Source organism: Aeromonas sobria (assembly GCF_000820145.1).
Classification (GTDB): Bacteria; Pseudomonadota; Gammaproteobacteria; order Enterobacterales; family Aeromonadaceae; genus Aeromonas; species Aeromonas sobria.
The window spans coordinates 118,416-137,708 of record NZ_CDBW01000035.1; the positions used below are offsets into that span (position 1 = coordinate 118,416).

General features: G+C 60.8%; 21 protein-coding genes. 5 read left to right on the forward strand and 16 right to left on the reverse strand.

What is annotated here, in order from left to right:
- Positions 1 to 128: 128 nt before the first annotated feature.
- The 3 genes from efp to BN1135_RS16185 form a co-directional block, all read right to left on the reverse strand.
- Entirely contained in the window at positions 129 to 695 is a 567-nt protein-coding gene (gene efp, locus BN1135_RS16175; RefSeq protein ID WP_042022911.1) for an elongation factor P, read from the reverse strand.
- Between the two features lie 45 nt (positions 696 to 740).
- A complete protein-coding gene (gene earP / locus BN1135_RS16180; protein ID WP_042022912.1) occupies positions 741 to 1,928 on the reverse strand; it encodes an elongation factor P maturation arginine rhamnosyltransferase EarP in 1,188 nt (395 codons plus the stop codon).
- 95 nt (positions 1,929 to 2,023) lie between these two features.
- Positions 2,024 to 3,067: a GMP reductase gene (locus tag BN1135_RS16185; protein ID WP_042022914.1), complete on the reverse strand. Its 1,044-nt coding sequence runs from the start codon at positions 3,065 to 3,067 to the stop codon at positions 2,024 to 2,026.
- Positions 3,068 to 3,448: 381 nt separating this feature from the next.
- On the opposite strand from BN1135_RS16185, the gene rloA3 reads away from it, so the two are divergent.
- The gene (rloA3, locus tag BN1135_RS16190) at positions 3,449 to 3,943 is read left to right on the forward strand and encodes a retropepsin-like aspartic peptidase RloA3 (RefSeq protein WP_082186823.1); all 495 of its coding nucleotides are present in this window, start codon (positions 3,449 to 3,451) and stop codon (positions 3,941 to 3,943) included.
- Between the two features lie 38 nt (positions 3,944 to 3,981).
- Here rloA3 and BN1135_RS16195 read toward each other — a convergent pair whose 3' ends face one another.
- The 7 genes from BN1135_RS16195 to BN1135_RS16225 form a co-directional block, all read right to left on the reverse strand.
- Positions 3,982 to 5,418 carry an ATP-binding protein gene (locus BN1135_RS16195; RefSeq protein WP_042022916.1) on the reverse strand — a complete coding sequence of 479 codons (1,437 nt, stop codon included), beginning with the start codon at positions 5,416 to 5,418 and terminating at the stop codon, positions 3,982 to 3,984.
- On the reverse strand, positions 5,415 to 6,101 hold the full coding sequence (locus tag BN1135_RS16200) for a response regulator (RefSeq protein WP_042022917.1): 687 nt from the start codon (positions 6,099 to 6,101) through the stop codon (positions 5,415 to 5,417). Before BN1135_RS16200 ends, BN1135_RS16195 begins: the two co-directional genes overlap by 4 nt.
- A gap of 130 nt (positions 6,102 to 6,231) precedes the next feature.
- Entirely contained in the window at positions 6,232 to 6,864 is a 633-nt protein-coding gene (locus BN1135_RS16205; protein ID WP_042022919.1) for a tetratricopeptide repeat protein, read from the reverse strand.
- A gap of 1 nt (position 6,865) precedes the next feature.
- The gene (locus BN1135_RS16210) at positions 6,866 to 7,735 is read right to left on the reverse strand and encodes an SDR family oxidoreductase (RefSeq protein ID WP_042022920.1); all 870 of its coding nucleotides are present in this window, start codon (positions 7,733 to 7,735) and stop codon (positions 6,866 to 6,868) included.
- Positions 7,736 to 7,769: 34 nt separating this feature from the next.
- Positions 7,770 to 8,423, reverse strand: a complete 654-nt coding sequence (locus BN1135_RS16215; RefSeq protein ID WP_042022921.1) for an iron-containing redox enzyme family protein — start codon at positions 8,421 to 8,423, stop codon at positions 7,770 to 7,772.
- Positions 8,420 to 9,886: an AMP-dependent synthetase/ligase gene (locus BN1135_RS16220; RefSeq protein WP_042022922.1), complete on the reverse strand. Its 1,467-nt coding sequence runs from the start codon at positions 9,884 to 9,886 to the stop codon at positions 8,420 to 8,422. Before BN1135_RS16220 ends, BN1135_RS16215 begins: the two co-directional genes overlap by 4 nt.
- Complete coding sequence (locus BN1135_RS16225) at positions 9,883 to 10,557, reverse strand: thermostable hemolysin (protein WP_042022923.1); 675 nt, start codon at positions 10,555 to 10,557, stop codon at positions 9,883 to 9,885. Before BN1135_RS16225 ends, BN1135_RS16220 begins: the two co-directional genes overlap by 4 nt.
- 169 nt (positions 10,558 to 10,726) lie before the next feature.
- Between BN1135_RS16225 and BN1135_RS16230 the strand changes: the two genes are divergently transcribed.
- Complete coding sequence (locus BN1135_RS16230; protein WP_042022924.1) at positions 10,727 to 11,374, forward strand: class I SAM-dependent methyltransferase; 648 nt, start codon at positions 10,727 to 10,729, stop codon at positions 11,372 to 11,374.
- A 41-nt stretch (positions 11,375 to 11,415) separates the two neighbouring features.
- Here BN1135_RS16230 and BN1135_RS16235 read toward each other — a convergent pair whose 3' ends face one another.
- Complete coding sequence (locus tag BN1135_RS16235; protein ID WP_042022925.1) at positions 11,416 to 12,804, reverse strand: NAD(P)/FAD-dependent oxidoreductase; 1,389 nt, start codon at positions 12,802 to 12,804, stop codon at positions 11,416 to 11,418.
- Between the two features lie 37 nt (positions 12,805 to 12,841).
- Entirely contained in the window at positions 12,842 to 13,756 is a 915-nt protein-coding gene (locus tag BN1135_RS16240) for an ABC transporter six-transmembrane domain-containing protein (RefSeq protein ID WP_042022926.1), read from the reverse strand.
- 107 nt (positions 13,757 to 13,863) lie between these two features.
- Here BN1135_RS16240 and BN1135_RS16245 point away from each other — a divergent pair, with 107 nt between their 5' ends.
- The 3 genes from BN1135_RS16245 (at position 13,864) to BN1135_RS16255 (ending at position 16,631) form a co-directional block, all read left to right on the forward strand.
- Positions 13,864 to 14,457, forward strand: a complete 594-nt coding sequence (locus BN1135_RS16245; protein ID WP_042022927.1) for a TetR/AcrR family transcriptional regulator — start codon at positions 13,864 to 13,866, stop codon at positions 14,455 to 14,457.
- Between the two features lie 106 nt (positions 14,458 to 14,563).
- Positions 14,564 to 15,790: a winged helix-turn-helix domain-containing protein gene (locus BN1135_RS16250; RefSeq protein ID WP_042022928.1), complete on the forward strand. Its 1,227-nt coding sequence runs from the start codon at positions 14,564 to 14,566 to the stop codon at positions 15,788 to 15,790.
- Positions 15,791 to 15,845: 55 nt separating this feature from the next.
- Positions 15,846 to 16,631 (forward strand): substrate-binding periplasmic protein, encoded by a 786-nt coding sequence (locus tag BN1135_RS16255; protein WP_042022929.1) that lies wholly within the window; start codon positions 15,846 to 15,848, stop codon positions 16,629 to 16,631.
- A gap of 91 nt (positions 16,632 to 16,722) precedes the next feature.
- Here BN1135_RS16255 and BN1135_RS16260 read toward each other — a convergent pair whose 3' ends face one another.
- The 4 genes from BN1135_RS16260 to BN1135_RS22480 form a co-directional block, all read right to left on the reverse strand.
- Complete coding sequence (locus tag BN1135_RS16260; RefSeq protein ID WP_042022931.1) at positions 16,723 to 17,847, reverse strand: M20 family metallopeptidase; 1,125 nt, start codon at positions 17,845 to 17,847, stop codon at positions 16,723 to 16,725.
- 25 nt (positions 17,848 to 17,872) lie between these two features.
- Positions 17,873 to 18,340: a YjiG family protein gene (locus BN1135_RS16265; protein ID WP_042022933.1), complete on the reverse strand. Its 468-nt coding sequence runs from the start codon at positions 18,338 to 18,340 to the stop codon at positions 17,873 to 17,875.
- A complete protein-coding gene (locus tag BN1135_RS16270; RefSeq protein WP_139245283.1) occupies positions 18,337 to 19,068 on the reverse strand; it encodes a nucleoside recognition domain-containing protein in 732 nt (243 codons plus the stop codon). Before BN1135_RS16270 ends, BN1135_RS16265 begins: the two co-directional genes overlap by 4 nt.
- A 25-nt stretch (positions 19,069 to 19,093) precedes the next feature.
- A partial coding sequence (locus BN1135_RS22480) for a hypothetical protein (RefSeq protein WP_223290150.1) occupies positions 19,094 to 19,293 on the reverse strand: 200 nt, incomplete at its 5' end.

Below are 19,293 nucleotides of genomic sequence, written 5' to 3' on the forward strand. Positions count from 1 at the left end.
ACCCCCGGTTAACAGGGTTAGCGGCGGCGGCAGGATTTTCTGAAGGCGGGCAGTGTGATAGCAAAGCGGAAGCAATAAAAAAGCGAGCCGTTGGCTCGCTTTTTTTGCACTCAAGACAAAGCAATCAATTAGTTGACGCGACGCTTGAATTCGCCGGTGCGGCTGTCGATTTCGATCTTGTCACCGATCTCTACGAAGGCGGCAACAGCCAGCTCGTAGGTAGTGCCCTTCAGACGGGCAGGCTTGGTCACTTTACCGGAAGTGTCGCCACGAGCGGACGGCTCGGTGTACTCAACTTCGCGAACGATAGTGGTCGGCAGTTCCACGGAGATGGCTTTCTCGTTGTAGAAAGTTACTTCGCAGATGTCTTCCATACCGTCTACCAGGTAGTTCAGCGCGTCACCCAGGTTGTCTTTCTCGATGTCGTACTGGTTGTACTCGGTATCCATAAAGACATACAGGGGATCGGAGTAGTAAGAGTAGGTGCACTCTTTACGCTCCAGCTGAACCACGTCCAGCTTGTCGTCGGCCTTGAAGACGGTCTCGGTGGCGCTGCCGTTCAGCAGGCCTTTGAGCTTCATTTTGACCACGGCGGAGTTACGGCCGGATTTGTTGAATTCAGCCTTCTGAACCACCATCGGCTCGGTACCGATCATGACTACGTTACCAGCGCGGATTTCCTGTGCGGTTTTCATGTAAAAAATTCCTGTTCGTGAAACGGACGGATAAAAACTGCCAGATTATATACGGCTTTCTAAAAATTTCACCAACCGCGTGACGAGATCCCCATCCCTGAGCAACTTCTGTGACCAGCTTCGCCCATGTTGCTGCCAAATGGCGCTATATCGGGGCCATTGGGCCCAAAGTTCGCCTGTCTCCTCCCCCTGATTGAGGGCATGGCTGAAATTTCGTAGCCATTGGGCTGCGTCTGCGGGCAGTTCGGCCAGATAGTGATCGAGAAAACCGTCCAGTTTGATCATGTGGGCCTGCTCTTCTTGCGGGTAGATGTGCCACAGGAAAGGACGGGCAGCCCACTGGGCCCGCACGAAGGAGTCCTCCCCGCGCACCAGATTGAGATCGCAGCTCCATAGCAGCCGATCGTAACCGGCCTGATCGGTCATCGGCAGCAGCTTGATGGTGAGATTGCCCGAGTGGAGCAGATCTCCCGCCTTGGCGGTAGTGGTGGCACCTTCAAGGCCCGCGCCACGCAGCACATCCTGTAGCGAGCGGCCCAGCGGCAGCAGCAAGGTGATGGGGGTAGCGCTCTGGCACCAGCTGTTGACCAGACTTTTCAGCGCATCGCTCTCGTAGGTAAAGAGGCTGACCCGCAGCTCGTGCTCTTGTTGCGCTGGCAAACCGAGACGGGCCCAGTAGGCGGCAAGGCCTGCCTTATCCTGTTGCCACCGCTCTCGTTCGGCGATGAGCCCCTGCTCACACAAGAGGCCACCGGTTTTAGCCGTAAAGCCTGGAAAGAAGAAGAACTTGTTGAGGCTCTGGTTGCCGATACGTTGCGGCGAGGCGAGGGCGTGGCAATCCTCGACCCAGCTCTCCGCCGAGAGGTACTCCAGATTGATCCAGCAGGGGGGCTTGGGTTGGCTCGCCATCCGCTCGGCCATTCGTTCAATGAAGGGGGCGGGCAGCTCGCAGGCAAAGGCTTCGATCACCACCTTGGCCGGGGTCATGTCAGTTGACAGGGTCTCATGCCAGTGTTGGATATAGATGCCCTCGACCCACTGGCCATCCTGCGCCGGATCGAGCCCCGGACAGATGCGGGCAAAGCTTGCCAGATCGTCCACCCAGAGCCGCACCTTACCATGCCTCTCCTGCTCCAGCTGGCGGGCCAGTCGCCAGGTGACGCCGATGTCACCGAAGTTGTCTACGACGCAACAGAAAATATCCCAGTCAAAGGGGGGCAGGGGGCTGGTCATGGCTCGGGGTTCCAGATGCAAAAAACCGGTGCGCAGGGTAGCACACCGGTGGATTGGCTTCTAACCATCAGCGCGTGATGGCGGTCTGCGGAAAGTTACTCCTTGCCGTAGACGTTGTTCTCCTGCTCGTGTACCCGGATAAAGGTGGTGCGCTTGGTCAGTTCTTTCAGCTGGCTGGCACCGACGTAGGTGCAGGTTGAGCGCACGCCGCCCAGAATGTCACGCACGGCGTTCTCGACCGGACCACGATAGGGCAGCAGCACGGTTTTGCCTTCGGAGGCGCGATACTCGGCAACACCACCGGCGTGCTTGTCCATGGCGCTGGAGGAGCTCATGCCGTAGAACTTCATGAAGGGCTCGCCGTTCACATCAACGATCTCGCCGCCGCACTCCTCGTGGGCTGCCAGCATGCCGCCCAGCATCACGAAGTCGGCGCCGCCGCCGAATGCCTTGGCGACGTCGCCCGGACAAGTGCAACCGCCGTCCGCGACGATCTGGCCACCGAGGCCGTGGGCCGCATCGGCACATTCGATAATGGCGGAGAGCTGCGGGTAGCCAACGCCGGTTTTGACGCGAGTGGTGCAGACCGAGCCCGGGCCGATGCCGACCTTGACGATGTCGGCGCCAGAGAGGATCAGCTCTTCCACCATCTCGCCAGTCACTACGTTGCCCGCCAGAATGACGTGGTTGGGGCAGGCTTCACGGATTTTGCGCACGAACTCGACGAAGTGCTCGGAGTAGCCGTTGGCCACGTCGACACAGATGAAGCGCAGCGCCTCGGACATGGCGAGGATCTGACGCGTCTTGGCGAAGTCATCCGGCGAGGTGCCGGTCGATACCATCACATGGCCCAGCAGGGCCGGATCGGTGTCGTTGACGAAGGTTTGCCACTGCTCAAGGCTGTAGTGCTTGTGTACTGCGGTCATCATCTCGAAGCCAGCCAGGGTTCTGGCCATGGCGAAGCTGCCGACGGTATCCATGTTGGCGGCGATAACGGGAACGCCTTGCCATTGAGTCTGGGTGTGCTTGAAGGTGAACTGACGGGTCAGGCTGACTTGGGAACGGCTCTTGAGAGTAGAGCGCTTGGGGCGGAACAGGACATCCTTGAAACCGAGCTTCAAGTCTTCTTCGATACGCATTACGAATTCCTTATTGAGCCTTGTTGAAAGTCACTTTTGCAGTGGTCAATTTTCGGCAGGCGCAAAAAAACCGGCGGTTTTCAGGGCCTCCGGTTTACAACAGTGTAGGCAAAAATCCCGCCAGAACAAGACTGATAATTCACTCATTGTTGTGGTAGCCTTTGGCGTCACAACCTGAGGTTAACCATCAGCTTCATCTAGCACCACTCGGTGCCTTGCTCCCCCTCGATATTCCCACCCGCTTGGGCTGCTGTTCGGCCACTCTTTGTCGTTTCTCTTCTGACCTGCCCGGCATTATCCAAGTAACTGAAATAAATCGGATTGACCACTGATGCGACTGTGGTAGATCTGGTCGCTGGATTGATAAGGCAGGGCAGTAAAATGGGCAAGATGATGGTGGGGATAACCCTGATGCTGGCACTGTGTGGCAGTGCGCTGGCAGAGACCCCGACCAGCTATGGCTGGATCGAGAAGGGACTTATTTTGCCTACCGGGGTGGCGGTGAAGATGAAACTCGACACTGGTGCGCTGACCTCTTCCCTCGATGCACGCGCCATCACCAGATTCAAACGGGATGGAAACCCCTGGGTGCGCTTCATGCTGGTGGTGACCGATGCCGACAGCGGCAAGCTGATCAAGCAGCAGTTCGAACGGCGGGTCGAGCGCAGCGTGACGGTGCGCGGGGCAGGCGGTATGGAGCAGCGGCCAACGGTGACCATGTCCATCTGTCTGGGGGACAAGGTGTATGAGGAGTGGTTCACCCTGCGGGATCGCAGCAAGATGATCTATCCGGTGCTGCTGGGTCGCCGCCTGCTGGCAGAGCTGGGGCCTGTGGACTCCAGCCGAACCTTTACCGTGCAGCCAGCCTGTCATTGAAAGCAAACAGCCCGCATCGCGGGCTGTTTGCTTATCGCTTATCTTGCCGGAGGCAGCGGGAGTAACACACTCACCTCCAGCCCCCCTTCCGGCCGGTTGTGGACATCGAGATCGGCGCCGTGCAGCTGGGCAATGCGCGAGACGATAGCCATGCCGAGACCCACGCCATCCCCCTGCTGGGGATTGACCCGAAAGAAGCGTTCACACAGTCGCGACAGGGCGCTGGTGGGAATACCGGGGCCATTGTCGCTCACATCCACCCTCACCCGGTTACCCTCCCGCTGCACCCGCACCCTGATCTCCCCCTCCGGCTGGGTGTAGCGCAACGCATTGTCGATCAGGTTGCTGAACAGCAGGTCGAGCAGGGTGGCCTGACCCATCACCAGCAGCGGCACTTCACACTCCAGCGACAGCTGCTGATCCTTCTTGAGGGCGATGGGCGCCAGGGTCGCCAGAGTGCCTTGCAGCAGATGGCCCACCTCCAGTTCGGTCAATACCAGCCCCTGCTGGTTGTCGATACGGGCCTGGGTCAGCAGCTGGCGGATCAACCGATCGCTGCGGTCGAGGGCCTGTAGCATCTTGTGCAGTGACTGTTGGCGGCTGGCGTCATCAATGGCCGCCAGGGCATTTTCACTGTGGATCCGCAGCACCGCCAGCGGGGTACGCAGCTCGTGGGCTGCCTCGTTGGTGAACTGTTTCTCCCGCTCGATGGTCTCGGCAAGGGCATGCATCAGGCGGTTTATCTCGTTGGTGAGCGGGGTCAGTTCATGGGCGCTGCTCTTGAGATTGAGCGGGCTCAGGTTGGCCGGATGGCGCTCGCTGATCGCTTGTGCCAGCTGGCGCAATGGGGCCAGCCCGCGGGTGATGAGCCACCAGAGCAGGGCCAGCAGGAAGGGCAGGGTGATCAGCAGCGGCAGCATGGTGAGGGTGGCCATCTTGCTGGCCAGCTCGCTGCGCTCGTCGTCCCGCTCCGCGACGACCAGCCAGGTCTGCTCCTGCTGGTTGTAGAGGGTGAAGGTGCGCCACTGGTGGCGATCTTTTTCAACTGTGTCGAAGCCGCGTGCCAGGGTGACCAGCGGCTGATCCGGGGCGCTGGGGGAGCGCAGCAGTAGCCCGCCCTGCTCGTTGAGCAGTTGGAAGTAGAGATTGCGCTCGAACTCATGGCCATAGAGGGTGGTATCCCGATCCTCGCCGCTCAGGTTGAGGCTGGTATCTTTTTGCCAGTTGTCGGGGTTCTGTTGTTCCCACTCCTGATAGACGGTGCCGTTGGCCGGAAGCTGCCCCTGCTGGGCCATATAGCGGTCCAGCAGCTGGTTGGTGATGCGGGCTGACTGGGCGAGACGGGCATCGAACAGCTCTTCCATCTCATGGCTCGCCTCCATATAGCCGATCACTGCGCTGATGGTGAGACTGAGCCCCACCAGCGTCAGGATGCCGGTGAGCAAAAAACGTCGTATGGAGCGGGGGCGTTTCATCTGGCGGGGCTCCGGGTTGCCTGATCAAGCTGGGGGATGATATAGCCGACCCCGCGAATATTGCGGATAAGGTCGCTGTAGAACTTCTTGCGCAGATGGTGGATATGCACCTCTACCGCATTGCTCTCGGCCCCTTCGTCCCAGCCATAGAGGCTCTGTTGCAGCTGATCCTTGCTCAGCACCCGGCCGCTCTGGCTGATCAGCTCCTGCAGCAGTTTGTATTCGTGGGGAGTGAGTTTGACCGCCTCCCCCTGATAGGTGACCTGCTGGGATTCGGGATAGATGAGGATATCGCCATACTCCAGCATCGCCTGAGCCTGCCCCTTGCTGCGGCGCACCAGTGCGCGCAGGCGGGCGTTGAGCTCCTGCAGGGCGAAGGGCTTGACCATGTAGTCGTCGGAGCCGGCATCGAGGCCGACCACCCTATCGTCCAGCGCATCGCGGGCGGTGAGGATCAGCACCGGTAGCTGGTGTCCTTCACGGCGCAACTTGCGCAGCAGGCTGAGGCCGTCGATATCGGGCAGGTTGAGATCGAGAATGAGGGCTGCGAACTCGTCGCTCTTGAGGGCCGTCAGGGCGGGCAACCCCTGTTGCAGCCAGTCCACCGTATAGCCGCTATGGCGCAGTGCATCCTGCATACCATCTCCCAGCATCACATCATCTTCTACCAGCAGGATCCGCATTCTTTTCTCCCTTGTTGTTGGGGGTCGCGATCTGGCTCAGCGCCAAGGCGTGCCGTGGCATAAACAACCCTGCCCACCAGTATGCAAGCTGGTGGGCCGAGTTTAAATAGATCTTTGATCCATCAGGGGTTTATAGCTTGGCTAGCTTTTCGCGGATCTCCATTTTGCGCCCCTCGTCAGCGACTTCGCGGCCCGGACGGGCCGGGGCAGCGAAAGCTTTGTCGAGATAGGTTTTGGCCTCGGCCTTGCGACCCTGATCCAGCAGGAAATCGCCATAGAAGAAGTTGGGGTCGATGCCATCCGGATTGATGGCCAGCGCCTGTTTGAGCAGTTGCTCCGCCTTCTCGTCATCGCCAAAGCCGACCGGCCAGCCGGGCACCTGATAGTAGAGAGAGCCCAGACTGGTGTAGGCAGAACCGTCCAGCGCCTTGGGATCCTGCTTGAGCGCCAGCTCCAGCTTAGCTTTGGCCTCTTTCACCAGACCCAGTGCCCCCAGCCCCCCTTTGGCCCCTGCCCAGGTGCTCTTGACAATGGCTGACCAGATCAGCAGATCGGCGCGAAAAGGCTCCTTGGCGCTGGCCGCTTCGGCCTGGGTGCTCAGATTTTCGAGACAGCTCTCTTTCGCCTTGCCGGTCTGTTGATACTGGCAGACGGCCCACTGTTGCTGGATGGGCGCGAGGGCATCATCCGCGGCCATGACCGAGGTGGATCCCAGCAGGATGGCGATGGCACAAGAGGTAACTGATTGACGGACAAAGTTCATATTAATGTTCCTTCTTGGTCGGGATCGGGCGGGACAAGTCTGGTTGTGGCGCACTGTTGGCGCTGGTATCAGTCGTCCTTGGCTGAAGATGACGGGCATAACGTTTGATAATTGGCAGCTGTCTGGCCAGCGCTTTGTCGACGAGGCCGGGCAGCAGGGCATTGAGCCGCACGAACAGTTTTTCCGGCCAGCCGAGCCAGCTGCGGCGGGTTTCGTTGCACAGGGCGATGATGGCCTCTTCCGCTACTTCCTGCGGGCTGTCGGTCTGGGTGCCAAGCGCCGCATTCATCTCGTAGGCAGCCTCAGAGTTGAGTTTGGTGCGGGTAGCACGGGGGGCAAAGTGCAGCACCTTGATGCCGCTGCCCTCCAGTTCCCGCCCCAGCGCTTCGCTAAAGCCGCGCATGGCAAATTTGCTGGCGCAGTAGACGCTGTAACCGGGGTAGCCGATGCTGCCCAGGCTCGAACCCATGTTCATGATGATCCCCGGTTTGCGCATGGTTGGCAGCAGGGCGCGGGTCAGCTGGATCGGCGCCTCGATATTGAGCAGCAGCTGGCGCTCTACCTGCTCCGCACTCTGATCTTCCAGCCAGGCAAACTGGTTGCAACCGGCGTTGTTGATCAGGATGTCGATCCCGTTCTCCAGCGCCGGGTGCTGCAACAGCTTAGCCCGCTCCTGGGCAGAGCCGAGGTCGGCGAGCACCACCTGATGGCGCTCGGGATGAGGCAATGACTTGCACAGTCGCTCCAGCGCCGGACCGCGACGTCCGTGCAGCAGCAGGTGGGCCCCCTGGGCCGCCAGCTCCTGTGCCAGCTCCTCACCTATGCCACCGCTGGCGCCGGTGAGCAGCACGAGTTTCCCTTCAAGCTTCATGGTGTGGGTTCCCTTTTTGCTGTCTGCGGCCGATTTACACAGTGGCGGTGAGGTTGTAGAGCATCTCGCCATAGAGGCGGTAGACCACCTTGGCCCCGTGGATGATGGCCGCCTGATCCGCCGGGCTCTCGACCCGATCCATCAGGGATTCGAAGAACTTGAGGTGCTCCTGATCCAGAGTACCGTGGGAGCTCAGGTAGCTCATCGCTTGTGGAGGCAGTCCGAGGCCGCTCTTCAGCTGGTCTGCGACGGTGAGGGCGATGGCTACGCTGGTGCCTTCCAGTACCTGCACCATGCCGAAGAAGCCCATGGGGTTGCCGCGCTGGATCTGGTCGTAGAGGAAGGCCACCATCAGCTCGATGGGCAGCCCGGGCTGGCCGTGGCGCACCGCCTCGGCATCGCCGCCACAGGCGCGGATGTCGTTGAGGATCCACTCCTGATGGCCATACTCCTCGTCGATGTACTCGGCAAGGGCACCGCGTACCCACTCGTACTCCTGACCCAGCTTGCCGCCGGTCGCCATCAAGAGCGGAACGGTCTGGCGCACGTGGTAGTAAGCCTGCGCCAGAAAGGCGAGATAGGTGTCACGGCTGATGTCGCCACGGCGGCAGGCTTCGATGATGGGGGCGTTGAACAGATGCTCACGCTCACTGGCAGTGGCTTGTTGCAGAGTCTGATAGAAGCTCATGAGGATTCTCCTGTAAGGCATTGGCTAATTTGCTGGGAAAAGTGTTGGTAAATCTCGTTGCGACGAGGGCGCCCGTTGGCGGTCAGCAGCCCGGGATGTTGATCCAGTGCCACCGGCAACCAGTGGTGCAGCCGGGCATAATCGGGCAGCCGCTGGTTCAGACCGGCGATCTGGCGTGGCAGGTCCGCCTCTTTGCCCGGCAGGGGCTGGATCAGCGCCACGTTGGCGGGTTGACCATCGCCAAAGACCACGATGCGGGCGATGGCGGGGCAGAGCTGGGCCTCGGCCTCCACCCACTCCGGTGAGAAGTTGCGGCCGAAGGCGGTGATCTGGACATTCTTCTTGCGCCCGGTGATATGGAGGTAGCCCTCATCATCCAGACGTCCCAGGTCGCCAGTGGCAATCTGTTCGGGAGTCGGTTCGTTGCTGCCGAGATACCCCAGCATGGCACTGCCGCTCACCATAATTTCGCCGTCGGTGGCGATGGTGACCTGGCAGTGGGGCAGGGGGCGGCCCACGCTGCCTGGCTTGTCAGCATCCGGACTGTTGAGTGCCACCACGGAGCCGCACTCCGAGAGGCCATACCCCTCATACACCGGCAGGCCGAGCTGGCGGGCATGAGCGATAAGGTCAGGTGCCACCTTGCCGCCACCGACGGCAATAAAGCGCAGGCTCTTGAGCTGCTGGGCCAGCGTCGGGGTGCTGGTGCAGAGTGCCAGCAGCAGGCGCAGCAGTTCGGGCACCAGCACCAGACTGTGGGTTGGCCAGCGCAGCAGGGCCTCCCCAAGCATGGCTGCATTGAGCGAACTGGAGCCGGTGAAGCCGAGCACCCCGAGGGATGGAATGCGGCTGCAGGCGCCGGTCAGCAGCGGCACATAGAGGCCGGTGATGTTCTCAAGCAGGGTGGCCAGCGGCAGCAGGGTCATGTGTTTGGCCACCTTGGCCACAGCGACCCGCTCGGCCAGTGCATTGCTCACCGCCATCATCTGGGTCAGTGACAGGCAGACGCCCTTGGGCTGGCCCGTGGTGCCGGAGGTGTAGGTGATCTTGGCGGTGCCCTTGGGCAGCGCCGGTCGATTGGCCGGGGTATGGCGCCACAGCGGCAGTTCTCCGCTGACCAGCAAGAGCGGCTCGGCGGCGTGCCATCCCTGATGGGCAGGGCCAACCAGCGCATCGGCGCCGCTGCTCTCCAGCAACCACTCTTGCTGGGCCAGGCTGAAGAAGTGGGGCACCGGGATCACCACGATACCTGCGCGGGTGCAGGCGAGATCCAGCAGCGCCCAGGGCAGGCCGTTGTCCAGTTGCAGCGCCAGACGGCTGATGTCGAGCTGTTGCAACTGGCTGGCCAGACGCTGGATCTGTTGCCACAGGGTCTGGTAATCGAGACGCTGCTGGCTGCTCAGCAGCACAGGGGATTGCGGATTCTCGCGGGCATGTTTGGCGATGGCGTCGAACAGGCTCATTGGGCGCACCTTTTTTGATGGGTCTGGTTGTCACTGCTCTCGCTGGTCTCGTCAAACAGGGTCGGCATGGGGGCCAGCAGATTGAGCAGCAGACTGCTCTGGGCCAGCACCTCGCGTCCCTGATTGATGTCACCCACCATCACCTTGGGTTGGCAACGGTAGTACTCACCCCAGGCGTCGGCATCGGTACCCACCTGATGGGCCTCTGCGAGAGCCAGCTCCACCGGATTGAGTTGCAGACGGGCAAAGCTGTTGCGCAGCTTGGCGGTGCCGGTAAAGACCACGTAGTCGAGGGCGTTTTCACACAACAGACGACACAGCGCCGCAAACATCAGGCGGGCATTGCCCGGTTCGCTGCAGGCCAGATTGCCCACTTCGATAATGCGGTTGCGTGCCGGATAGACCCCGAGGCGGGTGTTAATTGCGGCCTCGATAGGTTGCTCCAGATACTGTTCCAGATAGAGCGGCCCCTCACTGGCATGATTGAGACCACAGGCGCCGACCAGCGTCCCGTCCGCCCGATAGAGCCCCAGCAGACAGGGCAGAAAATGGGGGATGCGGGCGTTGAACTCGAGGGTATAGGCGGCCTGGATATAGGTTTGCAGCGCCATGACCTGCTGCGGGGACTCGGCCAGGATCAACCTGTAGGGGGCTTGGATCTCGATGGTCATGGGTGACTCCTTCTCTTTCGATGGGTTTAGAGTAAAAGGGCAAACTTAAGAAACCCTTAAGGAGCCAAAAAGATTCGGCAAACCATACCGGCTGAACAGTGTTGAAAAACAGTTGCCAGCGGCAGGCATGGCAGGCAATCTGCGCCGCTGTCACTGTTGAGGAATCGCCATGTCATCCACCGTCTGCTGCCCCCTGTGTGCCAGCCTCCGTGCTTACCCCCTGCCGGTGGCGGGCAAGCGCTATCATCGCTGCCTCGCGTGCGAGCTGGTCTGGCTGGATGAGGCGGATCATCTGGATGAGGCGGCGGAGAAGGCTGTCTATGACGGTCACGACAACCGGGTGGATGATCCCCGTTATCGCACCTTTCTGATGCGGGCCTTTGGCGAGGTGCTGGCGCGGGTACCGCTACCTGCCAGTGGCCTCGATTTTGGCTGTGGCCCGGGCCCGGCGCTGGTGGCGATGGGGCGCGAGGCGGGTTACCAGATAGCGGGGTATGACAAGTTCTACGCCGATTTTCCCGAGTTGCTGACGCGTCAGTATGACTTCATCACCAGTACCGAGGTGATCGAGCATATCGCCGAGCCGCGCACGGTGCTGGCGCAGTTGTGGGATTGCCTCAAGCCCGGTGGCCTGCTGGTGCTGCAGACCCAGCGGGTGCTCAGTGACGAGCGGTTTAAAAACTGGCGCTATCGCCACGACCCGACCCACATCGTCTTCTTTGCCGAGGCATCGTTTCAGGTGTTGGCCGCCAGCTGGCAGGCCGAACTCAGCTTCCCCCACGCCGATGTGGCGGTATTGAAAAAAGGCACGCCCTGAGGCGTGCCTTCGTCTGTTACTCGGCTGTTTCTTGCCCGGCTCTACTCCTTGTAGCCCTTGTCCTGCCACTGGTAGTACATCAGGGCAGATTTGACGCCGATTGACTTGAACGGCTCTGGCGGCAGCCACATCGGCAGGGTTTGCTCCGCGTGGTTGAACCAGGGGTGCTCCTTGCCCTGATAGAGGCTGGCTACGATGTCGCCAAACAGGAAGGAGAGGTTGATGCCGTGGCCGTTGTAGCCGAGGGCGTAATAGATGTTCTGGTGATCCCCCATCACCCCTACCGCTTCGGTACTGTCGCCGGTCATGCCGAGCACCCCGTCCCACACCTGCTCAAATTTGATCCCATTGAGGGCCGGATAGAGGGTCACCAGCTCGGTCATCATCATCTCGCTGACCCGGTTGAGGTCGCCCTTGTAGTTGAGGCCGTCGTTGAAGACGTACTCGGCATTGCCGCCGCCGATGACGATGCGGTTATCCGGGGTTAACACCAGATGGAACAGGATGTTGCGGGTGTCATAGTAGGGCACCCGGCTTTGCCACTGGATGGCGGCCAGCTGCTTTTTGCTGAGCGGCGCGGTGACGGCGCTCTGGGCGTGTACCGGAAAGACCCGGCCGCTGAAGTAGCCAAGTTTTGAGGTATAGCCGTTGGTCGCCAGCACTATGCTGTCGGCGGTCACCTTGTAGTTGTCGGCCACGTTCAGTTCGATCTGCTTGCCCTCCTTGATCCCCATTACCGGGCTCTGCTCATAGATGGTGACGCCCGCCTGCTCCACCGCCTTGCGCAGGGCGTTGACCAGTTTCATGGCGTGTACCTGACCGCCATTGGGGTCGTACACCGCCCCCACGTAGCGATCGGTGCCCAGTTTCTCTTCGGTGGTATCGGCGTTCCAGTACTGGAGCGGGATGCCGAGGCGATTGGCGGTTTTCACATAGTCCCGGTACTCGGGGATATCCTCCTCATCGAGGATCGCCTCCACATAGCCATCGAGCTTGAGGTCAGCCTCGACGCCGGTTGAGGCAACCAGCGCCTGCAGCTTGCGCATGCTGGCGACGGTGAGATCGTAGTGGCGCTTGCTCGCTTCCCCCTCTTCGTCGAGATCCATCACCTCGGAGCCCGGCAATACCATGCCGCCATTGCGGCCCGAGGCGCCACTGCCCACCTGTTTCGCTTCGAAGATGGCGATTTTGAGCGATGGATTGGCCTTGGCCAGATGCCAGGCGCTGGAGAGGCCGCTGTAGCCGCCGCCGACGATGGCGATATCCACCTTCATGTCTTGTGCCAGCGGGGCGCTCTCCGCTGCCGGTTTCTCCTTGAACCAGTAGCTGGTGTTGGGCTCAAAGTCGCTCATCTTGGGGCCGCAGGCGGCGAGGAAAAAACAGCTGATGCACATGGTCAACGCTCGTTGGCAAAGGGTGGTCGGATTCATCTTCTACTCCGGTTGCAGATACAAAATTTCAAATCATTCAATCGGGTTGGGCGGTATTGACCCGGCGGCCTATGTCTCGCAGCCGGGCTAGCTGATCGGCAAGACCGGGCCCTTCATCCAGGCTGGTGACAAAGTTCCAGAGGTAGGTCATCACAGCATAGACATGGCCTGCCGAGACCTGGGGCTGGGCTATCAGCATGGTGATGGCCAGCAGGAACAGCAGGGAGGCGCTGATGCCGACCGCCAGAAAGGCGAGCGCCTCCCGATCCGAAATCCGGATGCGGAGCCATGCCAGCGCGCGGTAGTGGCGGGAGAGACTGGCAGACTGGGCATGGGTGACCAGCTTGACCTCATGTTCCAGCCGATCGTTGAGCCGCTCGTGCAGCAGCTGGTTTTTGCGCGAAAAGCCGGGCAGCAGCAGGCCGAACAGCAGCAATACCCCCATGCAGGCGATGCCGACCCAGAACTCGATCACCATCAGCATCACGGCCGCACCGACGATGGAGATCAGGCTGGTGGCCAGGATCGGGATATGTTTCTCGAAAAAGTCGACAAACTCCCGCGCCAGAGTGACCCGCGCCACTATGGTGGATTGCCCCTCCTGCTGCTGGCGCTGGGTCAGGATCACCGGCACCGCCAGTGCCGCATAGATATGGGTAAAGGTGCGGGTATCGACCGCCCGGCGCAGGGCGCCGATGAGCCAGAACAGCAGTACGATCAGGGCGTAGCTTGAAGCCTGCCACCACTGGCCTTTGACGATGGCGTCAATGGCAAAGCCGGCGAACAGGGGATAGATCACCAGCAGGATATTTTCGAGGGCCACCAGCGAGAAGGTGCCCGCCAGCTTGAGGGGATTGGCCCGCGCAATCGCCCCCAGCGAACGACCGGCCGAGTGTGGCAACGGCGTGGCCTGCTCGTCGCAACTGGCTGCCGAAGTGGGTGGTGTTGTCATGGGTTATCTCCTAAGATGTCGGAAATGCTCATTTTGAGCAAGTGCTCAAAGTTTGTTTGAGCGACTGCTCAAAGTCAAGCAGATCGATTGGTATCGCAGGAGGTCAGATGGCACGCCCATCAGCAGAACAGCGCAAAGAGATGATCATCGAGGCCGTACTGGCCCTGTTTCGAGAGAAGGGGATGGCGGCATCGTCTACCCGTGATATTGCCGAACGCACCGGTCTGGCACGCAGCCACGTCTACCACTACTTCAAGGATTGGAAGGAGCTCTGCCTCTGCGCCGTGGAGCGTTTCACCAGTCAGGAGATCGACGAGCAGCGCGAGTGGCTGTTGCCGCTGCCGGCCTGCGAAGCGTTGCCGCTGTTCGTGCGGGACAACCTGCCAACCAGTCAGGATGCCTCCTGGGCCATCTATCTCGATGCCTGGAACGAGTCGCTGCGCGACCCTGTGTTTGCCGAGAACTACCGCAAAATCATTCTGGCGTGGCGCGAGGTGCTGGAGCAGATTCTGCAAAAGGGGATCGACAGCGGTGAGTTTGTGGCGGGCGATGCCCGGCGACTGGCGCGCCAGATCACCTCCCTCATCAACGGCTATGCCGATGACCTCATTCTGGAGCCGACCCCCGAGACGGTAGAGGCCACTTATCAAGAGATCATGCAGGTGGTCAATCAGCTGGTCTTGCCCCCCGCCCACCCATAGCGGCGCAGGCACACAAGGGTGGGGGGCGTGCCAGCGTGGTGCCTTCCCCGGTTTTGTTGGCCACCAGCCGGGCGCGCGATGGTCAGATACCAGGGAGCAGTTGTTGATGTCGATTACCCATTTGTCACTGCAAGATGCCCGTCATCTGCAACTGGCGGCGCAGGGGCTGCTCGCCCCCCGTCGCAGCAAGGCTGCCCCGGCCGATCTGCTGGCCACTATTCGCCGCATGGCGCTGCTGCAGATCGATACCATCTCGGTGGTGGCTCGCAGCCCCTATCTGGTGCTCTTTAGCCGGCTTGGCCAGTACGAACCGCGCTGGCTGGAGCAACTGCTGGCCGACGGCGAGATCTTCGAATATTGGGCCCACGAGGCCTGTTTTGTGCCCCGCGAGGATTACCGGCTGCTGCGCCACCGGATGCTCGATCCCGCCGCCATGGGCTGGAAGTTTTCGGCCAACTGGCTCGCTACCCATCAGCAGGAGATTGGCCAGCTTATCGAACGCATTCGTCACCATGGCCCGGTGCGGGCGGCCGACTTTGAACGCACAACCGGCAAGGGGAGCGGCTGGTGGGACTGGAAGCCGGAGAAGCGCCATCTGGAGGTGTTGTTTACCACCGGTCAGCTGATGGTGCGGGAGCGGCGCAACTTTCAGCGAGTCTATGACCTGGCCGAGCGGGTCATCCCCGAGTGGGATGACCCGCGGGATCTGCCGAGTGTCGAAGAGGCGCAGCGGGACATGGTGCGCGCCAGCTGCCGGGCATTGGGGCTGATCAAAACCGGCTGGGCGGCGGATTACTACCGGCTGCGGCGCGGCAAGTACGACGCCCTGCTCCATCAGCTGGCGGATGAGGGTGAATTGTTGCCGGTACGGGTGGAGGGGTGGCAGCACGGCGCTTTTGTGCATGCATCGCTGGCCGATGAGCTGGCGCTGGCAGAGGAGGGCCGTCTCAAGGCAACCCATACCACTGCCTTGTCGCCGTTCGACCCGCTGGTGTGGGATCGCAAACGGGCCAGTGAACTGTTCAACTTCGACTATCGCATCGAGTGCTATACCCCGGCCCCCAAGCGCCAATACGGCTACTTCGTGTTGCCACTGCTACATCGCGGCAAGCTGGTGGGCAGGATGGATGCCAAGGCCCATCGCCAGCAGGGGATCTTCGAGATCAAGAGCCTCTACCTGGAAGCCGGGGTGAGAGTGACCCGCCAGCTTGCACAGGATCTGGCGAAAGCCCTGCAAAAGCTGGCTGACTGGCACCAGACGCCGCAGCTGCGTTATGGTTCCATTCCGGCCAAGCTGCTGGCGTTGTGGCATGAAGGTACCCTTGCAAAGTGAGGTCTATCCCTTCTGGGCTAAGCTGCAAGGGGGATAAACAGTTCGGGAGCAGGAGATGAAGCGAGCGGCAACATGGTGGGCTGGATTGGCGATAGCCATCTTGTCCCCCGCGTTATGGGGGCAGGAGCAGCCGGTACAGATCTGTCTGGGGGATGGCAACGAGTGGGCCCCTTTTACCTACTGGGAGCGTAAGGACGGGGTGCCCGATACCAGCCGCCTCACCGGTTCGGCCACCACGCTAGTGCTCGATGCGTTGCAAAAGGGTGGATTGTCGCACCAGATCCGCTATCTGCCCTGGGCGCGAGTGCAGCAGGAGCTGGCGGATTATCGCCAGAATGGTCTGTGTGAGCTGACCTGGGATGCCAGCTACAAGCCGGAGCGGGCCGAGTTTGCCTTCTACAGCGTGCCCCTCTATTACACCCACCTCGGTTTCTTCTATCTCAAGCGCCGTTTCCCCGAGCCACCGGATCTGCAGACGGTCAACCGCTCCCGGGTGTGCGGGGTAATCGGCTACAACTACACCCCCTATGGGTTGGCGCAGGAGCCACGCCGGGTCAAGCAGTTGCAGCAGGCACTGGACATGATGGAGCGGGATCGCTGTGACTTTCTGCCGAGTGAAATAGAGCCGCTGATGAGCGGCATCAGCCTTGGCATCTACCACAGCGAGAGCGGGTTGCTGCATCTCGCCCATCCCGGTCGCAAGGGATTCTATCTGCTGGTGAGTAAGGGCTCCCCCCGCGCCCATGAACTGGTGAATACCCTCAATCAGGCGCTGGTAGAATTTCAGGAAGGGGGGCATGCCGACGAGGTGATGCGCCGCTTCTTGTCACCGATGGAGTAACCGCGAAGCGCTGCAATCAGTCTGTGGGAGCAGATGAACAGAGGGCCAGCCGGTGCAAACCGGCTGGCCCTCTTTTTTACGTGAGAGCCTGTCAGGCCGCCAGACGGGTCAGCACCTTCACCAGCAGCTCGATGCGCGGGGCAATGCTGGCCAGATCCAGATACTCCTCGTCACTGTGGAAACCGGCACCAATAGGGCCCAGACCATCCAGGGTGGGGATGCCGAGGGCGGCGGTCAGGTTGGCATCGGAGCCGCCCCCCACCTCCTGCCAGCTGATCGGCAGATCCAGTTCAGCACCACACTCTTCCACCAGCTTCATCAGTGCCTGAGTGCCTTTTGACGGTACCATGGCCGGTTTGTGGGCCTCACGGGTCAGCCGGATGGTGACGCCGTCCAGATGCGGCCGCTCGGCCAGGGTGAGCAGGTGATCGTTGATCTGCTGGTACTCCTGATTGTCCCAGAAACGTACATCCACCACGGCGCTGGCATGGGCTGGCACTATGTTGGCGCCGTTGCCCCCCTCGACAACACCGATGTTGAGGGTGGTGCCGCTCTCGAAGTTGGTCAGGGTGTTGATAGCCAGGATCCAGTGACCCAGTTCGGTGATGGCGCTGCGTCCTTTCTGCGGCTCGTTGCCGGCGTGGGCAGCCTTGCCGGTGAAGTCGATGCGATAACGGGCCATCCCCTTGCGCGCCTTGACCAACGAGCCATCGGCGCGGGCCGCTTCGGCCACCAGCACCTGCTTCGCCTGTTTGGCCACTGATGCCAGCCAGTCGCTGGAGTGCAGGGAACCGATCTCCTCGTCCGGGTTCATGCAGACGCAGATGCTCAAGCTGTCGCGCACCTCACGGGGCAGGGCACGCAGGGCGTAGACGATGTTGAGCAGGCCGGATTTCATGTCGGAGACACCGGGGCCGTAGGCGCGCTCGCCATCGACGCTCATCGGGCGGGCAGCGGCGGTGCCGAGCGGGAAGACGGTATCCATATGGCCGATCAGCATCACATCGATCTGCGCTGCATCAGGCTGGTTGCGGATCTCCAGCCCCACTCCGGCGACGCCGCAGTCGACCCGTTTGATCTGCCAGCCGCCCATGGCTTCATATTTGGCGGCCATCAGGTCGGCGACTGCCGCAATGCCCGGCTGGTGCAGGGAGCCGCAATCCAGATTGATCAGCGGGGCCAGTTCGGCCAGGTATTGATCCAGAGAAAAAGTCATTGATTGCTCCACTATCAGGTCCGGGTTAGATAAGGATGTTCATCACCAGCATGGCGCCGAAGGCGTTGAGTACCGAGATGGCGACCATGATGGGGATGTAGCGCCCTTCGGTGCCGATACAGCCGAGGATGCGGCCCATGTACTGCACCTGGGAGCCCATCAGGTAGATGGCTGGCGCCAGAATGGCGATATGGGTGCCGTTGAGGATCCCCTGATCGAACAGGGTAATGACCACGCCGACCGCACCGCCCATCGACATCCAGGCGCCGATCAGCACGGCCGCCGCCTCACCGGGCAGGCCGAAGATGGCCATGATAGGTGCAAAAATGGCACCCATGGCATCCAGCGCGCCGGTGATCTGCAGCGCCTTGATGATCACGAAGGCCATCAGCACGTTGGGGACGGTGGAGGTGGTGGCGATGACCCAGCCCTTTTTGGCCCCCTCGACGAAGATATCGGTGACGATGGGTTTTTTGACGTTGGCCTGGCTCATTTGGCTTGCTCCTGAGTGTTGAGGGTCTGCTGGGTGTTTCTGCTATCGACGTGCTTGCCTTCGGTCATGTTGAGATAGACCCGGAACAGGTTGGCACCGACAAACTTGAAGGCGAACATCACAATGACCGCCAGACCGATGGAGGAGCTGACCGCCGGGCTACCGTCCGCCAGCGTCAGGGTGAACAGCACGGCGCCGGAGGAGAAGAAGTTGACTATGGTGGCACCCGCGGAGAACTGGAACATGGTGAATACGTCGGTTTCGCGCTTGGTGATGAGCCCTTCATCCTTGAGCTGGCGGGTCATGGCAGCACCGGCATCGGTACTCTGCAGGGAGGCGATCAGCGCCAAACCGGTATTACCGGGGATCCCCATCAGCGGACGCAGCAGCGGGGTCAGCAACTTGCGGGCTACTTCCAGCGCGCCGTAGTGCTCCAGTACGTTGATCATGCCGAGGGCGAACATCACGGTGGGGATCAAGGTCAGGGCGAACAGGAAGCCATCACGGGCACCGTTGCCCCCTTTGCCGCGCATGTCGGTCATGGCGGTCTTGATGCCGTCACCGTTCTCGCTGACGCTCTGCACCATGGTGCCGAACGAACCGTTCAGCGTGGTGAAATCGAAAACCCCATACCACTCGCCAGATTGCAGTAGCCCCGAGAAGAAGACCACGGCAAAGGCCAGTGCCAAGTAACTGCCTATGCTCACCGAGCGTGTTTTATCCGTCATCATTAAGCTCCATATGAATAATTATTTAATCTGAGTAATTATGATTGATATGGATATCAATAAATTGACGATAGTCAAAAGGGTTTGCTGCAGATGATGAGTGTATTGGTGTTCTGTGACGGAGATCGTGATGTGCCTGGGCGATAATATTGTTTTTATCGAATTTGTTGAGTGAATAAAAAGCAGGGCTGGATGGCGGGGCAATAAAAAAGGCTCTGTCCCAAT